Genomic DNA, 16,862 nt, shown 5'->3' on the forward strand with positions numbered 1-16,862 from the left:
CCTGTAAAAACCGAGCTGCCACCCTTCGATTCCTCTTGCACGAACATGTCATGGAGACGATGACCATCCATCGCTGACTCCGCGCCTGGTCCTGGGCAGCTCGTCTTGCTAGCGTTCGCTGCTCAATAAGCGAAGAAGGCAGGGGGATAAGATGACCAACGCAACTCATGACGTCATTGTCCTGGGCCTGGGCGCCATGGGCGCGGCCACGCTTTACCAACTGGCCAGGCGTGGCGTGAAGGTCGCAGGCATCGATCGCTATGCACCGCCCCATGAGCTGGGCTCCAGTCACGGCGCGACGCGCATTACTCGCCAGGCGGTGGGCGAGGGTGCAGCCTACGTGCCCTTGGCGATCCGCTCGCAGCAACTCTGGCGCGAGCTGGAGGCGGAGAGGGGCGTCCGGCTGTTCGAGCAATGCGGGGTACTGATCATGACCGCCACCGCGACGGCAACCTCCCATCACGGTCGCCCGGATTTCACCCAGGCCACCCTGGAGCTGGCGCGCCAGTACGGGATCCCTCATGAGGCCTGGGATGGCGCCGCCATTCGCCAGCGGTTTCCGCAATTCCAGGTAGCGGAAGACGCGCTGGGCTATTTCGAACCAGGTGGGGGTTACCTCTATCCGGAAGCCTGTATCCAGGCGCAACTGGACGGCGCACGCGAGCGGGGTGCCCGGATCCATACCGATACCGTCATCGAACGGCTGGAGACGGACGAGCAGGGCGTACTGCTGCATTCGGCAGAGGGCCGCTGGCGGGCGAAGCGGGTCATCGTCGCTGCCGGCATGTGGAGCGCTGAATTGCTGGGCGCACCGTTCGACCGGCTGCTGCGCGTCTGCCGTCAGACCCTGCACTGGTTTGAAGTCGCCAGGCCCGAACTGTTTCCGGCGGATTCACCGAGCTTCATCCTCGCCCATGGCAGTGGCGACAGCGATCTCTTCTACGGCTTTCCTCCTCTGCCTGGGGAAAATGCCGTGAAGGTCGCCACGGAACAATACCAGAATAATACCACCCCTATAGGGATCAAAAGATCCCTTCATCCTGAGGAATCGAGCAGGCTGTTCAGTAATCAGGTAGGAAGGTGGGTTAACGGTCTTTCAGACCGGGCGGTACGCAGCGCGGTCTGCGCTTACACCGTGACGTCCGACTTCGGCTTCATCGTCGACGAGCATCCGGCGCTGCCGGGCGTGACCGTAGTGAGTGCCTGTTCGGGACATGGTTTCAAGCATTCGGCCGCGCTGGGCGAGGCGCTCGCCCAGCGCGTGACCACCGGGCGCAGCGACATCGATCTCGGCAGCTTCAGCCTGGCGCGATTCGGCTAGCGGCTGCGCACCGTCAGGGTGACCAGCCGGGTCACTACCAGGGCGATGTACATGACACCGGAGAACTGGCCGAGCATGACCAGCGAGCGCGCCATCGGCTTGATCGGGTAGATATCGCTCAGGCCGACGCCGGAGAGGATCGCGAAGCTGACGTAGAGCAGCTCGGTCCAGGTGCGTGCGGCCAGGGGATCGTTGGCGGCGGTGAAGCTGTTGGGCTGCAGGATCTGACAGGCCGAGTAGGCATGGGCGAAGGCCCAGGCCAGCAGGGTGAAGGTCGCACCCACGGCGAAGAGTTCATCGGTGGTCGCTCGCTGGTCTTCCATCATGTAGGCGATGAGACTGCCCGCGGCATAGAAGTAGAAGATCGCATCGAGGATGGCCAGGGATACCACCAGGTGGCGATTGCCCTGCCACTCCACCAGTACCGTGAGCACCAGGATGCAGCCGGCGAGAATGAACCCCAGCCACTGGATGGTCGGGCTCCGGCGCACCATGCGCAGGGCGGTGGCGAGGACGATGATGCCGAAGGCACCGATGATGGCGCGCCCATGTTCTTCCTGCTCCACGAAGGGGTAGAGCAGCAGCCCGAGCAACTGGATGAACAGCAGGTTGGCGGAGGGGTAACGGACCAGGTAGTGCAGCGGACTCTTCATCGCGACTCGGCGAAAGGCTCAGGGGCGGCCAGCGTAGCGGGTGGCGAAGCGCTTCGCCACGGGAGCCTCATGCTCCCGTGGCGCGGACCTCAGGCCGCCTTGCGGCAAGTGGAGGGCAGCAGGATGGTCAGGACACCCAGCAGCGGCATGTAGGAGCACAGCTGGTAGACGTATTCGATGCCGCGATGGTCAGCGAGATTGCCCAGCCCCGCGGCGGCGATGGCGCTGACGCCGAACATCAGGCCGAAGAAGATCCCGGCGATCATGCCCACGTTGCCTGGTACCAGTTCCTGGGCATAGACCACGATGGCCGAGAAGGCCGAAGCCAGGATGAAGCCGATGATGACGCTGAGCACACTGGTCCAGAACAGGTCGACATAGGGCAGGGCGAGGGTGAAGGGCGCCGCGCCCAGGATCGAGAACCAGATGACCGCCTTGCGGCCGATGCGATCGCCGATGGGGCCACCGAAGAAGGTTCCGGCCGCGACCGCACCCAGGAAGAGAAAGAGGTGCAGCTGGGAGCTGGCCACCGAGAGGCCGAAACGCTCGATGAGATAGAAGGTGAAGTAGCTGGTGATGCTGGCCATGTAGATGTACTTGGAGAACACCAGCAGTGCCAGCACGATCAGCGCGAAGGTCACCTGGCCGCGCGACAGGCCGTGGCTGACTGCGGCGGCCTTGCGACCCTTGGCGCTACGCAGGTGGTTGCGATACCAGCGCGACAGTCCGTACTGCACGCCGATGGCGAACAGCGCGAAGAGCGCGAACCAGGCGACATGAGTCTGACCATAGGGAATGACGATGGCTGCCGCCAGCAGGGGGCCGATGGCGGTGCCGGCGTTGCCGCCGACCTGGAAGGTGGATTGCGCCAGGCCGAAGCGTCCCCCCGACGCCAGGCGGGCCACCCGCGAGGTTTCCGGGTGAAAGGTCGAGGAACCGACGCCGATCAGCGCCGAAGCGGCCAGGATCGCGGGAAAACTGCCAACAAAGGCGAGCAGCAGTACGCCAATCAGGGTACAGACCATGCCGGCGGGCAGCAGATAGGGTTTAGGATGGCGGTCGGTATGGAAGCCGATCCAGGGTTGCAGCAGGGAGGCGGTGATCTGGAAAGCCAGGGTGATCAGGCCGATCTGGGTAAAAGTAAGACCATAACTGTCCTTGAGCATTGGATAGATCGAGGGCAGGACGGATTGGATCAGGTCGTTGATGAGGTGGGCCAGCGCACAGGAGGCCAGGATTCCCGCCACCATCGGCGAGGCGCCGGCCAGGGCGGCGGGGGGATTTTCGCCAGGAACGGCTGGCGTGGCAGAGGAAACGGCCATGCAGGTATTACCCTTATTATTTATGTCCAGCCGCTCACTGTGGCATCCTGTGGTATCGGAATCCAGTGCCAGTTACCGGATGTTTCCGGCAACCGACCCCACGTCACCCGGGTGCTTGACCTGGCTGGGGATAGATCGCACCTTCCACTCTTTTCACGCTTTTGTAATGGCAGATCCCATGACAGCCAAAGATCCACTGCTCCTCGACCAGCAACTCTGCTTTTCCCTGTACTCGGCTTCGCTGGCGATGACGCAACTCTACAAGCCCCTGTTGGAGAGCATGGGCCTGACCTTCCCGCAGTACCTGATCATGCTGGTGCTCTGGGAGCATGACGGCCTCACGCTCAAGGAATTGTCCAATCGGCTGCGGCAGGATTCCGGTGCCCTGACCCCCGTGGTCAAGCGCCTCGAGGCCGCCGGGCTGGTCACGCGCCGTCGCAGTGCCGAAGACGAACGCAACCTGTCGATAGAACTGACGCCCGCGGGTCGCACGCTGCGCGATCAGGCCAATGGGGTCAACAGCCGGGTGCGGCAGGTCTGCGCCCTGGGCGATGCGGGCCTGGATGATCTGCGCGAGACCCTGGTCATGCTGCGCACCCGTCTGGACGAGGAAGGCAACCCGACGTCCTGAACCAACCGGGTACGAGCGGTTCCCATGGCTACAGTCGCCGGGGAATTCGCATGACCTTCAAGTACCAGCCTGACCAGGATTATCTGCTCGTGGATCTCACCAGCGGGCGCACTGCGGGCAAGCTGCTGCAGGGCGAATTGCATATCGCCGAAAGCTGCCAGGGGGAAGATCCCCGGACCTATGCCCAGTTGCTCGACGAAAAAACGCTGCGCAGCACCCTGGGCGACGAGGTCGGGCAGCGTGAGGGCGATATCCTTACCCTGCGTCGCACCGGCATCAGGTTGCGCCTGGTACCCCTGGAAATTGCCTGCGACTAGGCGTCGCGACGGCTGAGGATCGCCCTGAACAACCAGGCGACCAGTGCCACGTTGATAAGCGCCAGCAGGCAGAGCAGACCCAGCACCGCCTGGGGGCCATGGTGTTCCAGGACATAGCCACAGAGCAGGGGCGTGGCGGCCTGGCCGAGCAATGCCGGGCGCGCCATGCGGCCGAGGATGGTGGCGTATTCCGCCGGACTCCAGAGCGCCAGCGGCAGGGCGCCACGAATGATGGCCCTCAGGCCATTGCCCGCGCCGAAGATCACCAGACCCACGACCGTCACCCAGACTAGGCCGGGACCCAGGGTGACCAACAGCAGGCCGGCGGCCGTGCAGACCACCGAGGCCAGGGCCGTCCATAGCGGGTGGCCGTTGCGGTTGAGCAGGTCGATGATCCGTGAGGCGACCTGACTTGGCCCCAGGCAGGCGCTCAGCGCCACGGCGCTGGCCAGGCTGTAGCCGATCCCCTGCAGCAGGGTGATCAGCTGGATGGAGATGGCTGTCATCAGCACCGCGCCCAGGCTGAAGAGGGCCATGAGTACGATGTACAGGGCGCGATCAACCGGTACTGCCGGTGCCGTCTGGTTGGGCCGCGGCGCCCGGGTGGCGAGGACCGGCGCGGGCAGGGCGCGTCGATACAGGGGCCAGATCGTCAGCAACAGGACGGCCGCATAGACCAGGCAGGCACCGCGCCAGCCCAGATGACTCACCATGAAGGCGGCGACGGGCCAGGTAATGGCGGTGCAGAAGCCGGAGACCAGGGTGATGCCGCTGATCGCCGAGCGGGCCTGGCTGCCGTAGCAGGTGCCCAGGGTCGCGAACAATGCATCGTACAGACCCGCGGCCATGCCGATACCCATCACCACCCAGGCGAGCAGGAACAGCGGCAGATGCTGGGCGCTGGCCATCAGGGTCAGCCCGGCGGCCACCCCCAGACCGCTCAGCGACAGCAGCGTGCGGCCGCCCTGGCGGGCGATCAGGCGGCCACACGCCGGTGCGAGCAGGCCGGAGACCAGGACGCCGAGCGAAAGACCGCCATAGACCCATTGCCGGGACCAGCCGGTCTCCTGTACCACCGGATCGGCCAGCACCGCGAGAATGAAAAAGGAGCCACCCCACACGAGGATCTGGGCGATGCCGAGCAGCAGGATCTGTAAAGGCGAAGCCTTGGCGACAGGGGTAGTCATGACAGCGTCGAGCAGGATGGCAAACGGAGGGGACGGACCTTAGCCCCTGTTACCTTTCGCCGCAATCGTCTGATTTTTTCGGACAATGGCATTTTGTAATCAGCTCGACATCTGGCTTGCCTAGGCTGCTGTGCTTGACCGTCTTCCTGCAGTGACGCCTCCATGCTTCGGATCCTCGCGCCCCTTCGCCGCCTTTCCCGCCGTTCCTGGTTGAGAGCTCTCAAGACCGGCCCGCGGATGCTGTTCTCCTTTACCTTCGCCGCCGTGCTGCTCGCCGGATTGGGCAGTTTTTCGCTATGGGAGATGCAGCAGCTGCGCCGTCAGGCCCTGAGCATGGAGCAGGACTGGTTACCCAGTATCGCCATCGCCGATTCCCTGGCGATCAACCTCGGCAAGTTGCGCAACCAGGCCTCGGTGGTGCTGCTCAATGCCGAGGATCCGGGCGCCGTGGCCATGAGCCGGGTCACCCTGGAGCAACTGGTCAACGAGACCGATCAGCTGTTCCGGGACTATGCGCCGGTCGTCACCGATGCGACCGAAGGGGATTCGATCAAGGCCCTGCACGAGGCGTATCTGCCTTTCGTGGAAGGCCTGCGCGAAGAGGTGCGCCTGATCGAGCAGCAGCAGATCGCGGCTGCGCGGATGCAACTGGATACCGTGGTGGGCCTCAAGGGCGATCTGATGGACATGCAGGTGCAACTGCTGCGCGAATTGAACAAGCAGGGCGCGGCCCAGGCCAAGGAGGTGGCGAACGTCCAGTTCCTGCAGGCCCGCGCCATCGTCTGGTCGGTCATTGGCGGCGCCATTCTGCTGCTGCTGCTCCTGGCCTGGCGACTGACCCGTAGCGTGGTGCAGCCGCTGCGCCAGGCGCTGGACATCTCCGGCGGCATCGCCGCGGGTGATCTGCGGCAGAACATCCAGCCCCAGGGGCGCGACGAGGCAGCCATGCTGCTGCTGGCGCTGGAGCGTATGCAGGGCAATCTGCGCGAGGTGCTGGCCCATACCGGCAATGCCTCGGAGCAATTGGCCTCGGCCTCGACCCAGGTGAGTGCCGTGATGGATGAAAGCTGCCGCAATCTGGAGCAGCAGACGACCGATATCCAGCATGCGGCCAATGCCGTCACCCAGCTCAATCAGGCGGTCCAGGCGGTGTGCGAGCACGCGACCTCCACCTCCGCCGAATCGCAGCGCTGCGTCGATCAGGCCAAGCAGGGGCAGACGCAGGTCCGCCAGACGCTGGCCGCCATCACCCAGCTGGTGGGCAACGTGGACGAGGCGGCCAACCAGGCTGGCCAGCTGGCCGAGCAATCCAAGGGCATCGGCAAGATGCTCGATGTCATCCGCAACGTCGCCGAGCAGACCAACCTGCTGGCGCTCAACGCCGCCATCGAGGCAGCCCGTGCCGGGGATGCCGGACGCGGCTTCGCCGTGGTGGCCGACGAGGTGCGGGGCCTGGCCCGCCGTACGGGCGACTCCACCCGTGAGATCGAGGGTCTGATCGACGGCATGCAGCAGGTCAGCGAGAAGACGGTGACTGCCCTGGATCAGAGTCGACTCCAGGCCAGCCATACCCGCGACCAAGCCCAGGCGACCTGGCAGGTGCTGGAAGGCATCACTCAGGCCATCACCGCCATCGGCCAGCGCAACGACGCCATCGCCGCGGCCACCGAAGAGCAGACGGCCACCACGGCGGCGGTCGATCGCAACCTGACGCTGATCCGCGACGCGGCGACCCAGACCGCCGCCGGCGCCCAGCAGACCAGTGCCAGCAGCCAGCAGCTTTCCGCCCTGGCCGCCGATCTGCACGGCGCCCTGCAGCGCTTCGTGGTCTAGGACGGGCGGGATCTCAGGCCGCCAGCATCACCCGGTCGCGGCCTTCCTGCTTGCCACGGTAGAGCGCCTGGTCGGCGCGCTCCAGGGCGCTGGCGAAGGCCTCGCAATCGCGAATCTCGCACACCGCCAGGGTCGCGGTGACCCGCGCGGGACCGCGTTCGAGGGACTGGGTGACATCGGTCAGGCGCTGGCGGATGCGTTCCGCCACGCCCCAGGCCACTTCGGTCCGCGCCTGGGGCAGCAGCACCAGGAATTCCTCGCCGCCCCAGCGCGCCGCCAGATCGGAGTGGCGCACCTCGCGGCGGATGACGTCGGCGATGCCCTGCAGCACCAGATCGCCGCAATCGTGGCCGAAGCGATCGTTGATGTGCTTGAAGTGATCCACATCGAAGAGAATGAGGCTGCCGGCCACACCACTGTGCTGGTCGGCCTGGTCGAGAATCCGCCGGCGGTTGTAGAGGTTGGTGAGGCTGTCGTGGCTGGCGGAATGCAGCAGGTCCAGCTGCATCTTGGTGCTGTGGTGGAAGGAGGCGCCGGTGCCATAGAGCAGCAGTAGCAGGGCGCTGATGACGTTGACGACGCCGAAGAGCTTCATTGCCAGGGGCGCGAGAGCCGCGGGAGGGTGCAGCAGATAGCCGCCCGCCAGGGTCACGAGGATTCCCAGCGCCAGCAGCAGATGGCGGATCGGCGCGGTGCGGTAGTTGTAGATGACGATCGGCAGGATGCACAGCACGTAGTAGTGGAAGTTGCTGTCCCAGCCGAGTTGCCAGGTGGCGATCCAGGCGTGGGCGACGATCTCGCAGCACATGGTCAGGCTGGCGATGCGATAACGGCGCTGGCGCAGGGCGGCCAGGCAGCCGACGTAGGCCGCGATGCTGAGCACGTTGGCCCAGGCCATCAGGATCTGGTCGAGCAGGACGAAGATGACCAGCAGCGCCACATGAATGGTCATGGCCGCCTGAACGACAGGTTTGGCGACTTGCCAGAATTTGCCCAGGGAGTCGTTGAGAGCCTGGTTGCGATCACGATAGGAAAGAGCAGTCATGAAGAGGTCACCAGAAAGCAGTGCGCCAATGATAAACGCGCTAACAGTAAGCTTAATGGCAAACGGCCAGTCCGGGTGATCCTTTAGCCGAATGGAGGCTGGAACGGATCGAGTGGAGCGCTGCCGCGACCATCGGCGCTCCTGACTGCGGTGCTGTGCCCGGGTTCGTCCGCGCTATCCACCCAGCCGCCTGCTGATGGCCTGGGCGGCGGCGTGCAGACGGCTCGCCGCGGCGCCTCCGACCTCGGCCTGGAAGCCTGGCGCGGCGCCGACCAGGGTCAGCACCCCGGCCAGCCGGCCGCCGGCTCCAAACAGTGGTGCGGACAGCGCATTGACACCCGCCATCAGCAAGCCATGCACCGGTTGGATATGGGTCTCCCGCAGCTGGCGTGCACCTTCCGCCAGCTCCGCCACGCTGGGCGCATCCGGCCGGTGCAATTCTTCCGCGCGCAATGCCGCGGTCTCGACATCCGGCAGGAAGGTGTTGAACACCAGGCCCGTGGAGGAGCCCAGCAGCGGCAGTACCGAGCCGACCTGGGTCACCAGGGTGACAGCGCGCAGCGCCTGTTCCACCAGCACCACCGTCGGCCCCTTGTTGCCCCAGACCGCCAGGAAGCTGGTTTCGCCGACCTCGTCGCGCAGATCGGCCAGCAGCGGCGCCGCCAGCTTCACCACATCCAGCCGACCCAGGGCGGCCAGGCCAACGAACAGGGCGGCCTGACCGAGTCCGTAGTGATTGGTCCGCGGATCCTGCTCGGCGAATCCGCTGGCGATCAGAGCCTGCAGGTAGCGGTGCACCTTGCTGGCGGGCATGTCCAGGTGGCTGGCCAGGCGCGACAAGGACGTCGACGGCGCCAGCTCGGCGAGGGCCTTGAGGATATCGGTGCCGACCTCGGCCGCCTGCACCTTCTGGCGTCGTGGGGGTGCTGCTTCGGGGGTGTTCGTCATCGTTTCGATCGCGTGGGTAAAGGCAGCGTTATAGCTTGACGCTCTCCTGGGTTCAATTTACTTTTTGCGTAAACCTGTTACGCATAATGGGTGGGCCAGGTGGACAGACAAGAACAAGCAACAACGCCAGTGACCTATCAATCCGGCTTTGGCAATCACTTCAGCGCCGAGGCCCTGCCGGGTGCCCTGCCCGTCGGGCAGAACTCGCCACAACGCGCGCCCTTCGGCCTCTATGCCGAGCAACTCTCCGGCACGGCCTTTACCGTGCCGCGCCACGAGGCTCGGCGCTCCTGGCTGTATCGGCTCAGGCCTTCGGCCGCCCATGGCCGCTTCCAGCGCTGCGAGCTGCAGTTGACCGGCGTGGAGCTGGGCGCGCCGACACCCAATCGCCTGCGCTGGAATCCCTTGCCGCTGCCGGCCGCCGCCACCGATTTTCTCGCCGGGCTGGAACGGCTCGTCGCCACCGACCCGGGTGACCAGGCCGAGGGCGTCAGCCTCTATCGCTATGCCGCCAATGCCAGCATGACCGGCGTCTTCTACGACGCCGATGGAGAATTGCTGATCGTGCCGGAGCGAGGGCGGCTGGACCTGGTTACTGAGCTAGGTCTGCTGCGCATCGAGCCGCTGGAGATCGCGGTGATTCCACGCGGCATGAAATTCCGGGTGGAGGTGGTGGAGGGCGAGGCGGTACGGGGTTACGTCTGCGAAAACCACGGGCGCTCTCTGCGGCTGCCCGAGCTGGGTCCGATCGGCAGCAACGGCCTGGCCAATCCGCGGGATTTCCAGGCACCCGTGGCCCGCTTCGAGGATCGGGAGGCACCCACCCGGCTGGTGCAGAAATTCCTCGGCGAACTCTGGGAGACCGAGCTGGATCACTCGCCGCTGGACGTGGTCGCCTGGCATGGCAACAACGTGCCCTACAAATACGACCTGCGTCGCTTCAATACCCTGGGCACCGTGAGTTTCGATCATCCGGATCCCTCGATCTTCACCGTGCTGACCGCACCCGGAACCAGCGAAGGGGTGGCCAACATCGACTTCGTGATCTTTCCGCCCCGCTGGATGGTCGCGGAAAACACCTTCAGACCACCCTGGTTCCACCGCAATCTGATGAACGAATTCATGGGTCTGATCCAGGGAGCCTACGACGCCAAGGCCGATGGCTTCGCGCCGGGTGGGGCCTCCCTGCACGGCTGCATGAGCGCCCACGGTCCGGATCAGGTCTCCACCCAGAACGCCATCGCCGCCGACCTGCGGCCGCACCGGATCGAGAACACCATGGCCTTCATGTTCGAAACCGGGCGCGTCCTGCGGCCGACCCGTCACGCCCTGGCATCGCCGCTGCTGCAGCCCGACTACGATGCCTGCTGGGCGGGCCTCACCAAGACCTTTGTCGCGCCCGGCGCAGGAGTATCGGCATGACCCACGAATTGCCCAGCTGGGTCGCCTCGGCCAATGGCCATGCGGATTTTTCCCTGCACAACCTGCCCCTGGGCGTGTTCAGTCGCGGCGAGGAGAGGCCCCGCGGGGGCGTGGCGGTGGGTGACTTCATCCTCGATCTGGGCTTCGCTCTCGAAGCGGGTCTGTTCCGCGGCGAGGCCCAGCGGGCCGCCGAACTGGCTGCTCAGGAAACGCTCAATGCCTTCTTCGCCGCCGGCGGGGCGGCGAGGGTCGCATTGCGCCAGGCCCTGCAGGCCTTGCTGCGCGCCGACCATCCGCAACGCGAGCAGCTCGAGGAGCTGGCCGAGTATCTGCTGGCACCCCAGAGTGCCTGCCGAATGCACATGCCGGCGCGGGTCGGTGACTACACCGACTTCTATGTCGGCATCCACCATGCCACCCAGATCGGTCGGCTGTTCCGCCCGGACAATCCGCTGCTACCCAACTACAAGCACGTGCCCATCGCCTACCACGGCCGTGCTTCGACCCTCGGGGTCTCTGGCAAGGCGTTCAAGCGACCCAAGGGTCAGACGCTCCCGCCCGGGCAGGAGGCGCCCGTGTTCGGGCCTTGCCGCCGGCTGGACTACGAGCTGGAGCTGGGGATCTGGATCGGCCCGGGCAATGCCCAGGGCGAGTCCATCGCCATCGGCAGCGCGGCGGAGCACATCGCCGGTTTCTGCCTGCTCAACGACTGGTCGGCGCGGGACATCCAGGCCTGGGAATACCAGCCGCTGGGCCCCTTCCTGTCGAAGAGTTTCGCCAGCACCCTGTCGCCCTGGGTAGTGACCGCGGAAGCCCTGGCACCCTATCGCCAGGCGCAGCCAGCGCGGCCTGCCGGGGATCCCCAGCCCCTGGCCTATCTGTATGACGAACGCGACCAGGCCCAGGGCGCGCTGGACATCGAACTGGAAGTGCTGCTGCGTACGCCGCGCATGGTGGAGCAGGGGTTGCCTGCCCAGCGGCTCGCCCTGAGCAATACCCTGAACATGTACTGGACGGTGGCGCAGATGGTGACCCATCACACCGTCAATGGCTGTGCCCTCCAACCCGGCGACTTCTTTGGTTCGGGCACCCTGTCCGGGCCGGATGCCGGCAGTTGCGGCAGCCTGCTGGAGCTCACCCAGGGCGGCAAGCAGCCGCTGCAACTGCCAGGCGGCGAGACCCGTACCTTTCTGGAAGACGGTGACGAGGTCATCCTCAGGGCGCGCTGTCAGCGGCCCGGCTTGCCCACAATCGGCTTCGGCGAATGTCGCGGCCAGGTGCTGGCCGCGGGGTAGGGCAGCGCGGATTGGGCAACGACCCGAGTGCCGTTGACAAGGCCTCCGGGCAAGCGCAGATTCCTTTTAACGTAATGAACTTACGCATAATAAGAAGCCGGCAGGCAATCGCGGGGCAGTGTCGATGGACCTCTTCACCTATTACCGTTCGACCTCGGCCTATCGGGTCCGTCTGGCCCTGGCGCTGAAGGGGTTGGACTACCAGGCCGTGCCGGTCAATCTGCTGGCCGGCGAGCAGCGCCAGCCGGACTATCGCGCGCTCAATGCCCAGGGCCGACTGCCCAGCCTGCGCCTCGACAGCGGCGAGGTGCTGATCCAGTCGCCCGCCATCCTCGAATACCTGGAAGAGCGCTATCCAGCGGTGCCCTTACTGCCGGCCGAGCCGCTGCTGCGCGCCCGGCATCGGGGGGTCGCCGCCCTGATCGCCTGCGATGTCCATCCGCTGCACAACGTCTCGGTGCTCAACCGCCTGCGCGGTCTGGGCCTGGAAGAGCCGGCCATCCTCGACTGGATTTCGCATTGGATCGGCGAGGGCCTGGCGGCGGTGGAGGCGCAGATCGGGTCCAGTGGTTTCTGTTTCGGCGACGTAGGGCTGGCGGACGTCTATCTGCTGCCCCAGCTCTATGCGGCGCGGCGTTTCCAGGTGGATCTGTCGCCCTATCCGCGTCTGCTGCGGGTGGAGGCCCTGGCCGCCGCGCATCCGGCGTTCCAGCAGGCGCGCCCCGAGGTTCAGCCGGATACCCCGGCACAGGTGGCCTCGTGAGGCGCCTGGGCTGTCAGCTTCTCCTGGGCGATTTCCTCGCCCGCAGCGTGCGCGGCATTTCCTGCGCGCCGCCCCTGACGGGGCGCTAGCCCGCGTTACCGACAACGTCCGTCACGTTACCCGTCAAGGAGCCAGTCATGGCCGATCTGTTTGAAAATCCCATGGGCCTCATGGGTTTCGAGTTCATCGAATTCGCTTCGCCTACGCCCAACGTCATCGAACCCGTACTGGAAAGCCTTGGCTTCAGCCACGTCGCCAACCACCGATCCAAGGACGTGGTGCTGTTCCGCCAGGGCGACATCAACGCCATCGTCAATCGCGAGAAGACCGGCCATGCGGCCTATTTCGCCGCCGAGCACGGACCTTCGGTCTGCGGCATGGCCTTTCGTTGCCGCGACTCCCACCACGCCTACGCCAAGGCGCTGGAGCTGGGCGCCCAGGCGGTGGACATGCCTACCGGCCCGATGGAACTGCGGCTGCCGGCGATCAGGGGCATCGGCGGTGCGCCGCTGTACCTCATCGATCGCTACGAGGAGGGCAGCTCGATCTACGACATCGATTTCGTGTTTCTTGAGGGAGTCGAGCGCAAGCCGGTGGGCGCCGGCCTCAAGGTCATCGACCACCTGACCCACAACGTCTATCGCGGGCGCATGGCCTACTGGGCCGACTTCTACCAGCGGCTGTTCAACTTCCGCGAGCTGCGCTACTTCGACATCAAGGGCGAGTACACCGGTCTGACTTCCAAGGCCATGGCGGCGCCGGACGGCCTGGTGCGCATCCCGCTCAACGAGGAGTCCTCCAAGGGGGCTGGGCAGATCGAGGAATTCCTCATGCAGTTCAACGGCGAGGGCATCCAGCACGTGGCCTTTCTCACCGACGATCTGATCGCCACCTGGGATCGGCTCAAGGCCTACGGCACGCGTTTCATGACCGCGCCGCCGGAGACCTACTATGAGATGCTCGAAGGGCGGGTGCCCAACCATGGCGAACCGGTGGAGCAGCTGAAAGCCCGCGGCATCCTCCTCGACGGTACCTCCGAAGGTGGCGAGCGCCGCCTGCTGCTGCAGATCTTCTCCCAGACCCTGCTGGGACCGGTGTTCTTCGAATTCATCCAGCGCAAGGGCGATACCGGTTTCGGCGAGGGCAACTTCAAGGCGCTATTCGAATCCATCGAGCGCGATCAGGTGCGGCGTGGGGTGCTGAGCACCTCGGCGTAACGGCCTCCGGCCTCCTGGAGGCTTGCCCGGCGGCAGGCGACGCCTCTAAGGTGACGGCGCGTCGCAAGGACGCGCGCCAACCTTGGAGGTGGCCATGGAGCTGAGCCAGACCCTGGCGCAGGAAATTGTCGAACGCGCCATGCGCATCCTGCCGGGCAACGTCAATGTCATGGATGCGTCCGGGCTGATCATCGGCTCGGGCGATCCGGCGCGACTGTTCACCCGCCATGCCGGCGCGCGCCAGGTCATCGCCGAAGGCCGTGCGGTGGCGCTGGATGCCGTCGCCGCCGCACGGCTGGCTGGCGCCCAGGCAGGTATCAACCTGCCGTTGTATCGCGCGGGCGAGCTGGTCGGGGTCCTTGGCGTGTCCGGGGCTGACGCCGAGCACTTGCGCCTGCCCGCCGAGCTCCTGCGCCTTACCGCGGAAATGCTCATCGAGCAGGCCGCCGGGCAACCGCCCGTAACCAGCCGCATGACCGCCCCCCTGCTGCGTCAGCTGCTTACACCGGGTGCGGCGCCCGAAGTGGGTCGCCATGCCAGTCTGCTCGGCTTGCGGCCGGAGCTGCCGCGTGACGTGCTGCTGCTCGAATTCGCCGTGCCTGCACCGGGCTTTGGCGACTGGGCCCAGCAGCGGCTGACGCACAGCTGGTGCCTGCCGCGCAAAGAGGGGCAGTGGCTCTGGTATCGACCCGGCGCGCAAGCGCCTGAGGCGCTGCTGGGGGAGCTGCCGGGGCAGGGCTGGTCATTGCAGCGCAGTGCCTGGATCCCGGAGGCCCGACCCTGGTCGGGGTTGGCCGAGACGACTCAGCGGGCCCTGGATCTGCTGACGGTGGCCAGGCGCCTGCGACCTGACCTCGTCCGGGTGGCGCAGGACGACCTGGCCCTGCCCACCTGGCTCCAGGGTCAGGCCGAGCGCTCGCACGGCGCCTGGTTGCTGGAGCCGTTGCTGCGCTTGCGCCAGGCCGACCGGGACGGCCAACTGCTGGCGACGCTGCGCAGCTGGTTCGCCCAGGACGCCAGCCCCCAGGCCTGCGCCGAGGCGCTGGGGCTGCATCGCAATGGCCTGCGGCATCGGCTGGAGCGGATCCAGGCGCTGACCGGACGGGATCCGCGGCGTTTCGCCGAGGCCGCCGACTTGTACTGCGCGCTGCTGCTGCTGGATCAGGACTGGGCGAATTCACAGTCCTGACTTCACTATGTTGGGCTTTTGTCCTGTTGTAGCGCCGGCCGAACCGGGAAACACTCGGTGCATAACAACGGAGAATCGCCCATGAAAATCGTCGTCGCCCCTGACTCCTTCAAGGAAAGCCTGTCCGCTGCCGGTGTCGCCCGCGCCCTGGCCCGTGGCCTGCATCAGGCCCTGCCCGCGGCCGAGATCATCGAGTGCCCCCTGGGCGATGGCGGCGAGGGCACCCTGGATGCCGTACTGGCCGCAACCGGCGGCGAGGTGCGCGAGGCGCGGGTGACCGGTCCGCTGGGCGAGCCGGTGACCGCCCGCTGGGGCTGGCTGGCCGAGCAGCGCACCGCCTTCGTCGAGATGGCCAGCGCCAGCGGTCTGGAGCTGGTCCCCAGGAGCCGGCGCGACGTGCTGGTCGCCACCTCCCGCGGTACGGGCGAGCTCCTGCACGCCGCGCTGGACGCCGGCGCCGAGCGCCTGGTGCTGGCCATCGGCGGCAGTGCCACCAATGACGGCGGCGCAGGGCTGCTGCAAGCGCTGGGTGTGCGCCTTTTGGACAGGCAGGGTCAGGCGCTGGGGCCGGGCGGGGCAGCCCTGGCGATGTTGGCCAGCCTGGACGTGACCGCGCTGCACCCACGGCTGGCGGAGGTGGAGGTGGTCATTGCCGCCGACGTCGATAATCCGCTCTGTGGTCCCCAGGGCGCCAGCCAGATCTTCGGTCCGCAAAAGGGCGCTTCGCCCGAGCAGGTTCGCCAGCTCGACGCGGCCCTCGCGCATTTCGCCACCGTTACCGCCGCGACCCTGGGTCGTGATGTCCGGGAGCAACCGGGTGCCGGCGCCGCCGGTGGCGTCGGCTTTGCGGCCCTGGCCTTTCTCCAGGCGACCTTCCGCCCCGGCATCGAGGTGGTGGCGGAACTGGTCGGTCTGGACGACGCCCTGATCGACGCCGATCTGGCAGTGACCGGCGAAGGGCGGCTGGACGGCCAGACCCTGAGGGGCAAGACCCCGGCGGGTGTATTGCGCCTGGCCCGGCGCCACGGCGTGCCGGTGGTGGCCGTGGCCGGTTCGCTGGGCGAGGGCTATGACGCCCTCTATGAGCAGGGTCTCGCCGCCGCCTTCAGCCTGGTGCCGGGTCCGCTGAGTCTGGAAGAAGCCCTGGCTCAGGCCGAGGTATTGCTGGAGCGGACCGCTCGCGATATCGGGCGGCTGTGGCGGACGGCGAAAGGCTGACGCCAGAGCCTGCCTGGCTGGCGAGCCGCGGGGATTTGCCTCATGCTGGGCGTCCCGCTGCCAACCGACTGCCGCGATGACCTCGTCTGCGATCCTGCGTACCGGCCTGCTTACCGCGGCCCTGCTGCTGACTGTGCCCGCCGTCCAGGCGGCCATTCCCAGTCTCAAACCGGCCGACACCTGCGTGCGCAGCGCCTTCGTGCTGCGCTGTCAGGACGGGCAGGGCGGTTGGTACGGGGTGGCGGTGCAGGGCAACGATACCCTGATGCGTGGCTATGATCCGGTATCGGGCCGCTCCTGGGCCCAGACCAGTACGCGGCTGGGACGGCTGCAGTTCTTCAGCGGCCTGACCAGCGACGGCACCCTCTGGCTGGGCCGCACCCGCCAGTTGGGCTGGAACGTCATCAGTCGCTTCTCCACGTCCCAGGGCGACCGCGCCCGCACCAGCTGCAACCGCGTGGCGGGGTGCGAGTGGCGTTAGGTGAACCGGCCGATCGGCTC

At 66.4% G+C, this 16,862-nt stretch carries 16 protein-coding genes and 1 pseudogene; 12 read left to right on the forward strand and 5 right to left on the reverse strand.

The window, feature by feature from the left end:
• Window positions 1-151 precede the first annotated feature (151 nt).
• Window positions 152-1,321: an N-methyl-L-tryptophan oxidase gene (solA, locus tag OMP44_RS08210; protein WP_280307306.1), complete on the forward strand. Its 1,170-nt coding sequence runs from the start codon at window positions 152-154 to the stop codon at window positions 1,319-1,321.
• On the opposite strand, the gene OMP44_RS08215 is transcribed toward solA, so the two are convergent.
• Both OMP44_RS08215 and OMP44_RS08220 read right to left on the reverse strand, forming a co-directional pair.
• Complete coding sequence (locus tag OMP44_RS08215) at window positions 1,318-1,974, reverse strand: ion channel (RefSeq protein WP_133861899.1); 657 nt, start codon at window positions 1,972-1,974, stop codon at window positions 1,318-1,320. The two genes, solA and OMP44_RS08215, sit on opposite strands and share 4 nt — an antisense overlap.
• Before the next feature lie 89 nt (window positions 1,975-2,063).
• A complete protein-coding gene (locus tag OMP44_RS08220; protein ID WP_280307710.1) occupies window positions 2,064-3,224 on the reverse strand; it encodes an MFS transporter in 1,161 nt (386 codons plus the stop codon).
• Window positions 3,225-3,474: 250 nt separating this feature from the next.
• Between OMP44_RS08220 and OMP44_RS08225 the strand changes: the two genes are divergently transcribed.
• Both OMP44_RS08225 and OMP44_RS08230 read left to right on the forward strand, forming a co-directional pair.
• The gene (locus OMP44_RS08225; RefSeq protein ID WP_183630113.1) at window positions 3,475-3,927 is read left to right on the forward strand and encodes a MarR family winged helix-turn-helix transcriptional regulator; all 453 of its coding nucleotides are present in this window, start codon (window positions 3,475-3,477) and stop codon (window positions 3,925-3,927) included.
• Between the two features lie 50 nt (window positions 3,928-3,977).
• Window positions 3,978-4,244 (forward strand): hypothetical protein, encoded by a 267-nt coding sequence (locus OMP44_RS08230; protein WP_187979203.1) that lies wholly within the window; start codon window positions 3,978-3,980, stop codon window positions 4,242-4,244.
• On the opposite strand, the gene OMP44_RS08235 is transcribed toward OMP44_RS08230, so the two are convergent.
• Window positions 4,241-5,431, reverse strand: coding sequence for an MFS transporter (locus OMP44_RS08235; RefSeq protein ID WP_280307309.1), 1,191 nt, complete (start codon window positions 5,429-5,431; stop codon window positions 4,241-4,243). The genes OMP44_RS08230 and OMP44_RS08235 overlap by 4 nt on opposite strands.
• Before the next feature lie 162 nt (window positions 5,432-5,593).
• Between OMP44_RS08235 and OMP44_RS24915 the strand changes: the two are divergent.
• Both OMP44_RS24915 and OMP44_RS24920 read left to right on the forward strand, forming a co-directional pair.
• Window positions 5,594-6,409 (forward strand): annotated as a pseudogene (locus tag OMP44_RS24915) (MCP four helix bundle domain-containing protein); the annotation flags it as partial.
• A 78-nt stretch (window positions 6,410-6,487) separates the two neighbouring features.
• Window positions 6,488-7,264 carry a methyl-accepting chemotaxis protein gene (locus OMP44_RS24920; protein WP_405046471.1) on the forward strand — a complete coding sequence of 259 codons (777 nt, stop codon included), beginning with the start codon at window positions 6,488-6,490 and terminating at the stop codon, window positions 7,262-7,264.
• 13 nt (window positions 7,265-7,277) lie between these two features.
• Here the strand turns inward: OMP44_RS24920 and OMP44_RS08245 are convergent, their stop codons facing one another.
• Together OMP44_RS08245 and OMP44_RS08250 are read right to left on the reverse strand one after the other, a co-directional pair.
• On the reverse strand, window positions 7,278-8,309 hold the full coding sequence (locus tag OMP44_RS08245; protein WP_280307312.1) for a GGDEF domain-containing protein: 1,032 nt from the start codon (window positions 8,307-8,309) through the stop codon (window positions 7,278-7,280).
• Window positions 8,310-8,483: 174 nt separating this feature from the next.
• A complete protein-coding gene (locus tag OMP44_RS08250; protein WP_208691143.1) occupies window positions 8,484-9,257 on the reverse strand; it encodes an IclR family transcriptional regulator in 774 nt (257 codons plus the stop codon).
• A 99-nt stretch (window positions 9,258-9,356) separates the two neighbouring features.
• Between OMP44_RS08250 and hmgA the strand changes: the two genes are divergently transcribed.
• The 7 genes from hmgA (at window position 9,357) to OMP44_RS08285 (ending at window position 16,842) form a co-directional block, all read left to right on the forward strand.
• On the forward strand, window positions 9,357-10,679 hold the full coding sequence (hmgA, locus tag OMP44_RS08255) for a homogentisate 1,2-dioxygenase (protein WP_280307313.1): 1,323 nt from the start codon (window positions 9,357-9,359) through the stop codon (window positions 10,677-10,679).
• Complete coding sequence (gene fahA, locus OMP44_RS08260) at window positions 10,676-11,974, forward strand: fumarylacetoacetase (protein WP_280307315.1); 1,299 nt, start codon at window positions 10,676-10,678, stop codon at window positions 11,972-11,974. Before hmgA ends, fahA begins: the two co-directional genes overlap by 4 nt.
• A gap of 124 nt (window positions 11,975-12,098) precedes the next feature.
• Window positions 12,099-12,737 carry a maleylacetoacetate isomerase gene (maiA, locus tag OMP44_RS08265; RefSeq protein WP_280307316.1) on the forward strand — a complete coding sequence of 213 codons (639 nt, stop codon included), beginning with the start codon at window positions 12,099-12,101 and terminating at the stop codon, window positions 12,735-12,737.
• A gap of 137 nt (window positions 12,738-12,874) precedes the next feature.
• Window positions 12,875-13,954 (forward strand): 4-hydroxyphenylpyruvate dioxygenase, encoded by a 1,080-nt coding sequence (gene hppD, locus OMP44_RS08270; protein ID WP_280307318.1) that lies wholly within the window; start codon window positions 12,875-12,877, stop codon window positions 13,952-13,954.
• Window positions 13,955-14,048: 94 nt separating this feature from the next.
• Window positions 14,049-15,143, forward strand: a complete 1,095-nt coding sequence (locus OMP44_RS08275; protein WP_273861597.1) for a CdaR family transcriptional regulator — start codon at window positions 14,049-14,051, stop codon at window positions 15,141-15,143.
• 81 nt (window positions 15,144-15,224) lie between these two features.
• Window positions 15,225-16,361: a glycerate kinase gene (locus OMP44_RS08280; protein ID WP_273861596.1), complete on the forward strand. Its 1,137-nt coding sequence runs from the start codon at window positions 15,225-15,227 to the stop codon at window positions 16,359-16,361.
• Window positions 16,362-16,437: 76 nt separating this feature from the next.
• Window positions 16,438-16,842 carry a hypothetical protein gene (locus tag OMP44_RS08285; RefSeq protein ID WP_187979214.1) on the forward strand — a complete coding sequence of 135 codons (405 nt, stop codon included), beginning with the start codon at window positions 16,438-16,440 and terminating at the stop codon, window positions 16,840-16,842.
• Window positions 16,843-16,862: the final 20 nt, after the last annotated feature.

It is taken from the genome of Pseudomonas flavocrustae (genome assembly GCF_029872515.1).
GTDB lineage: Bacteria > Pseudomonadota > Gammaproteobacteria > Pseudomonadales > Pseudomonadaceae > Chryseomonas > Chryseomonas aestiva.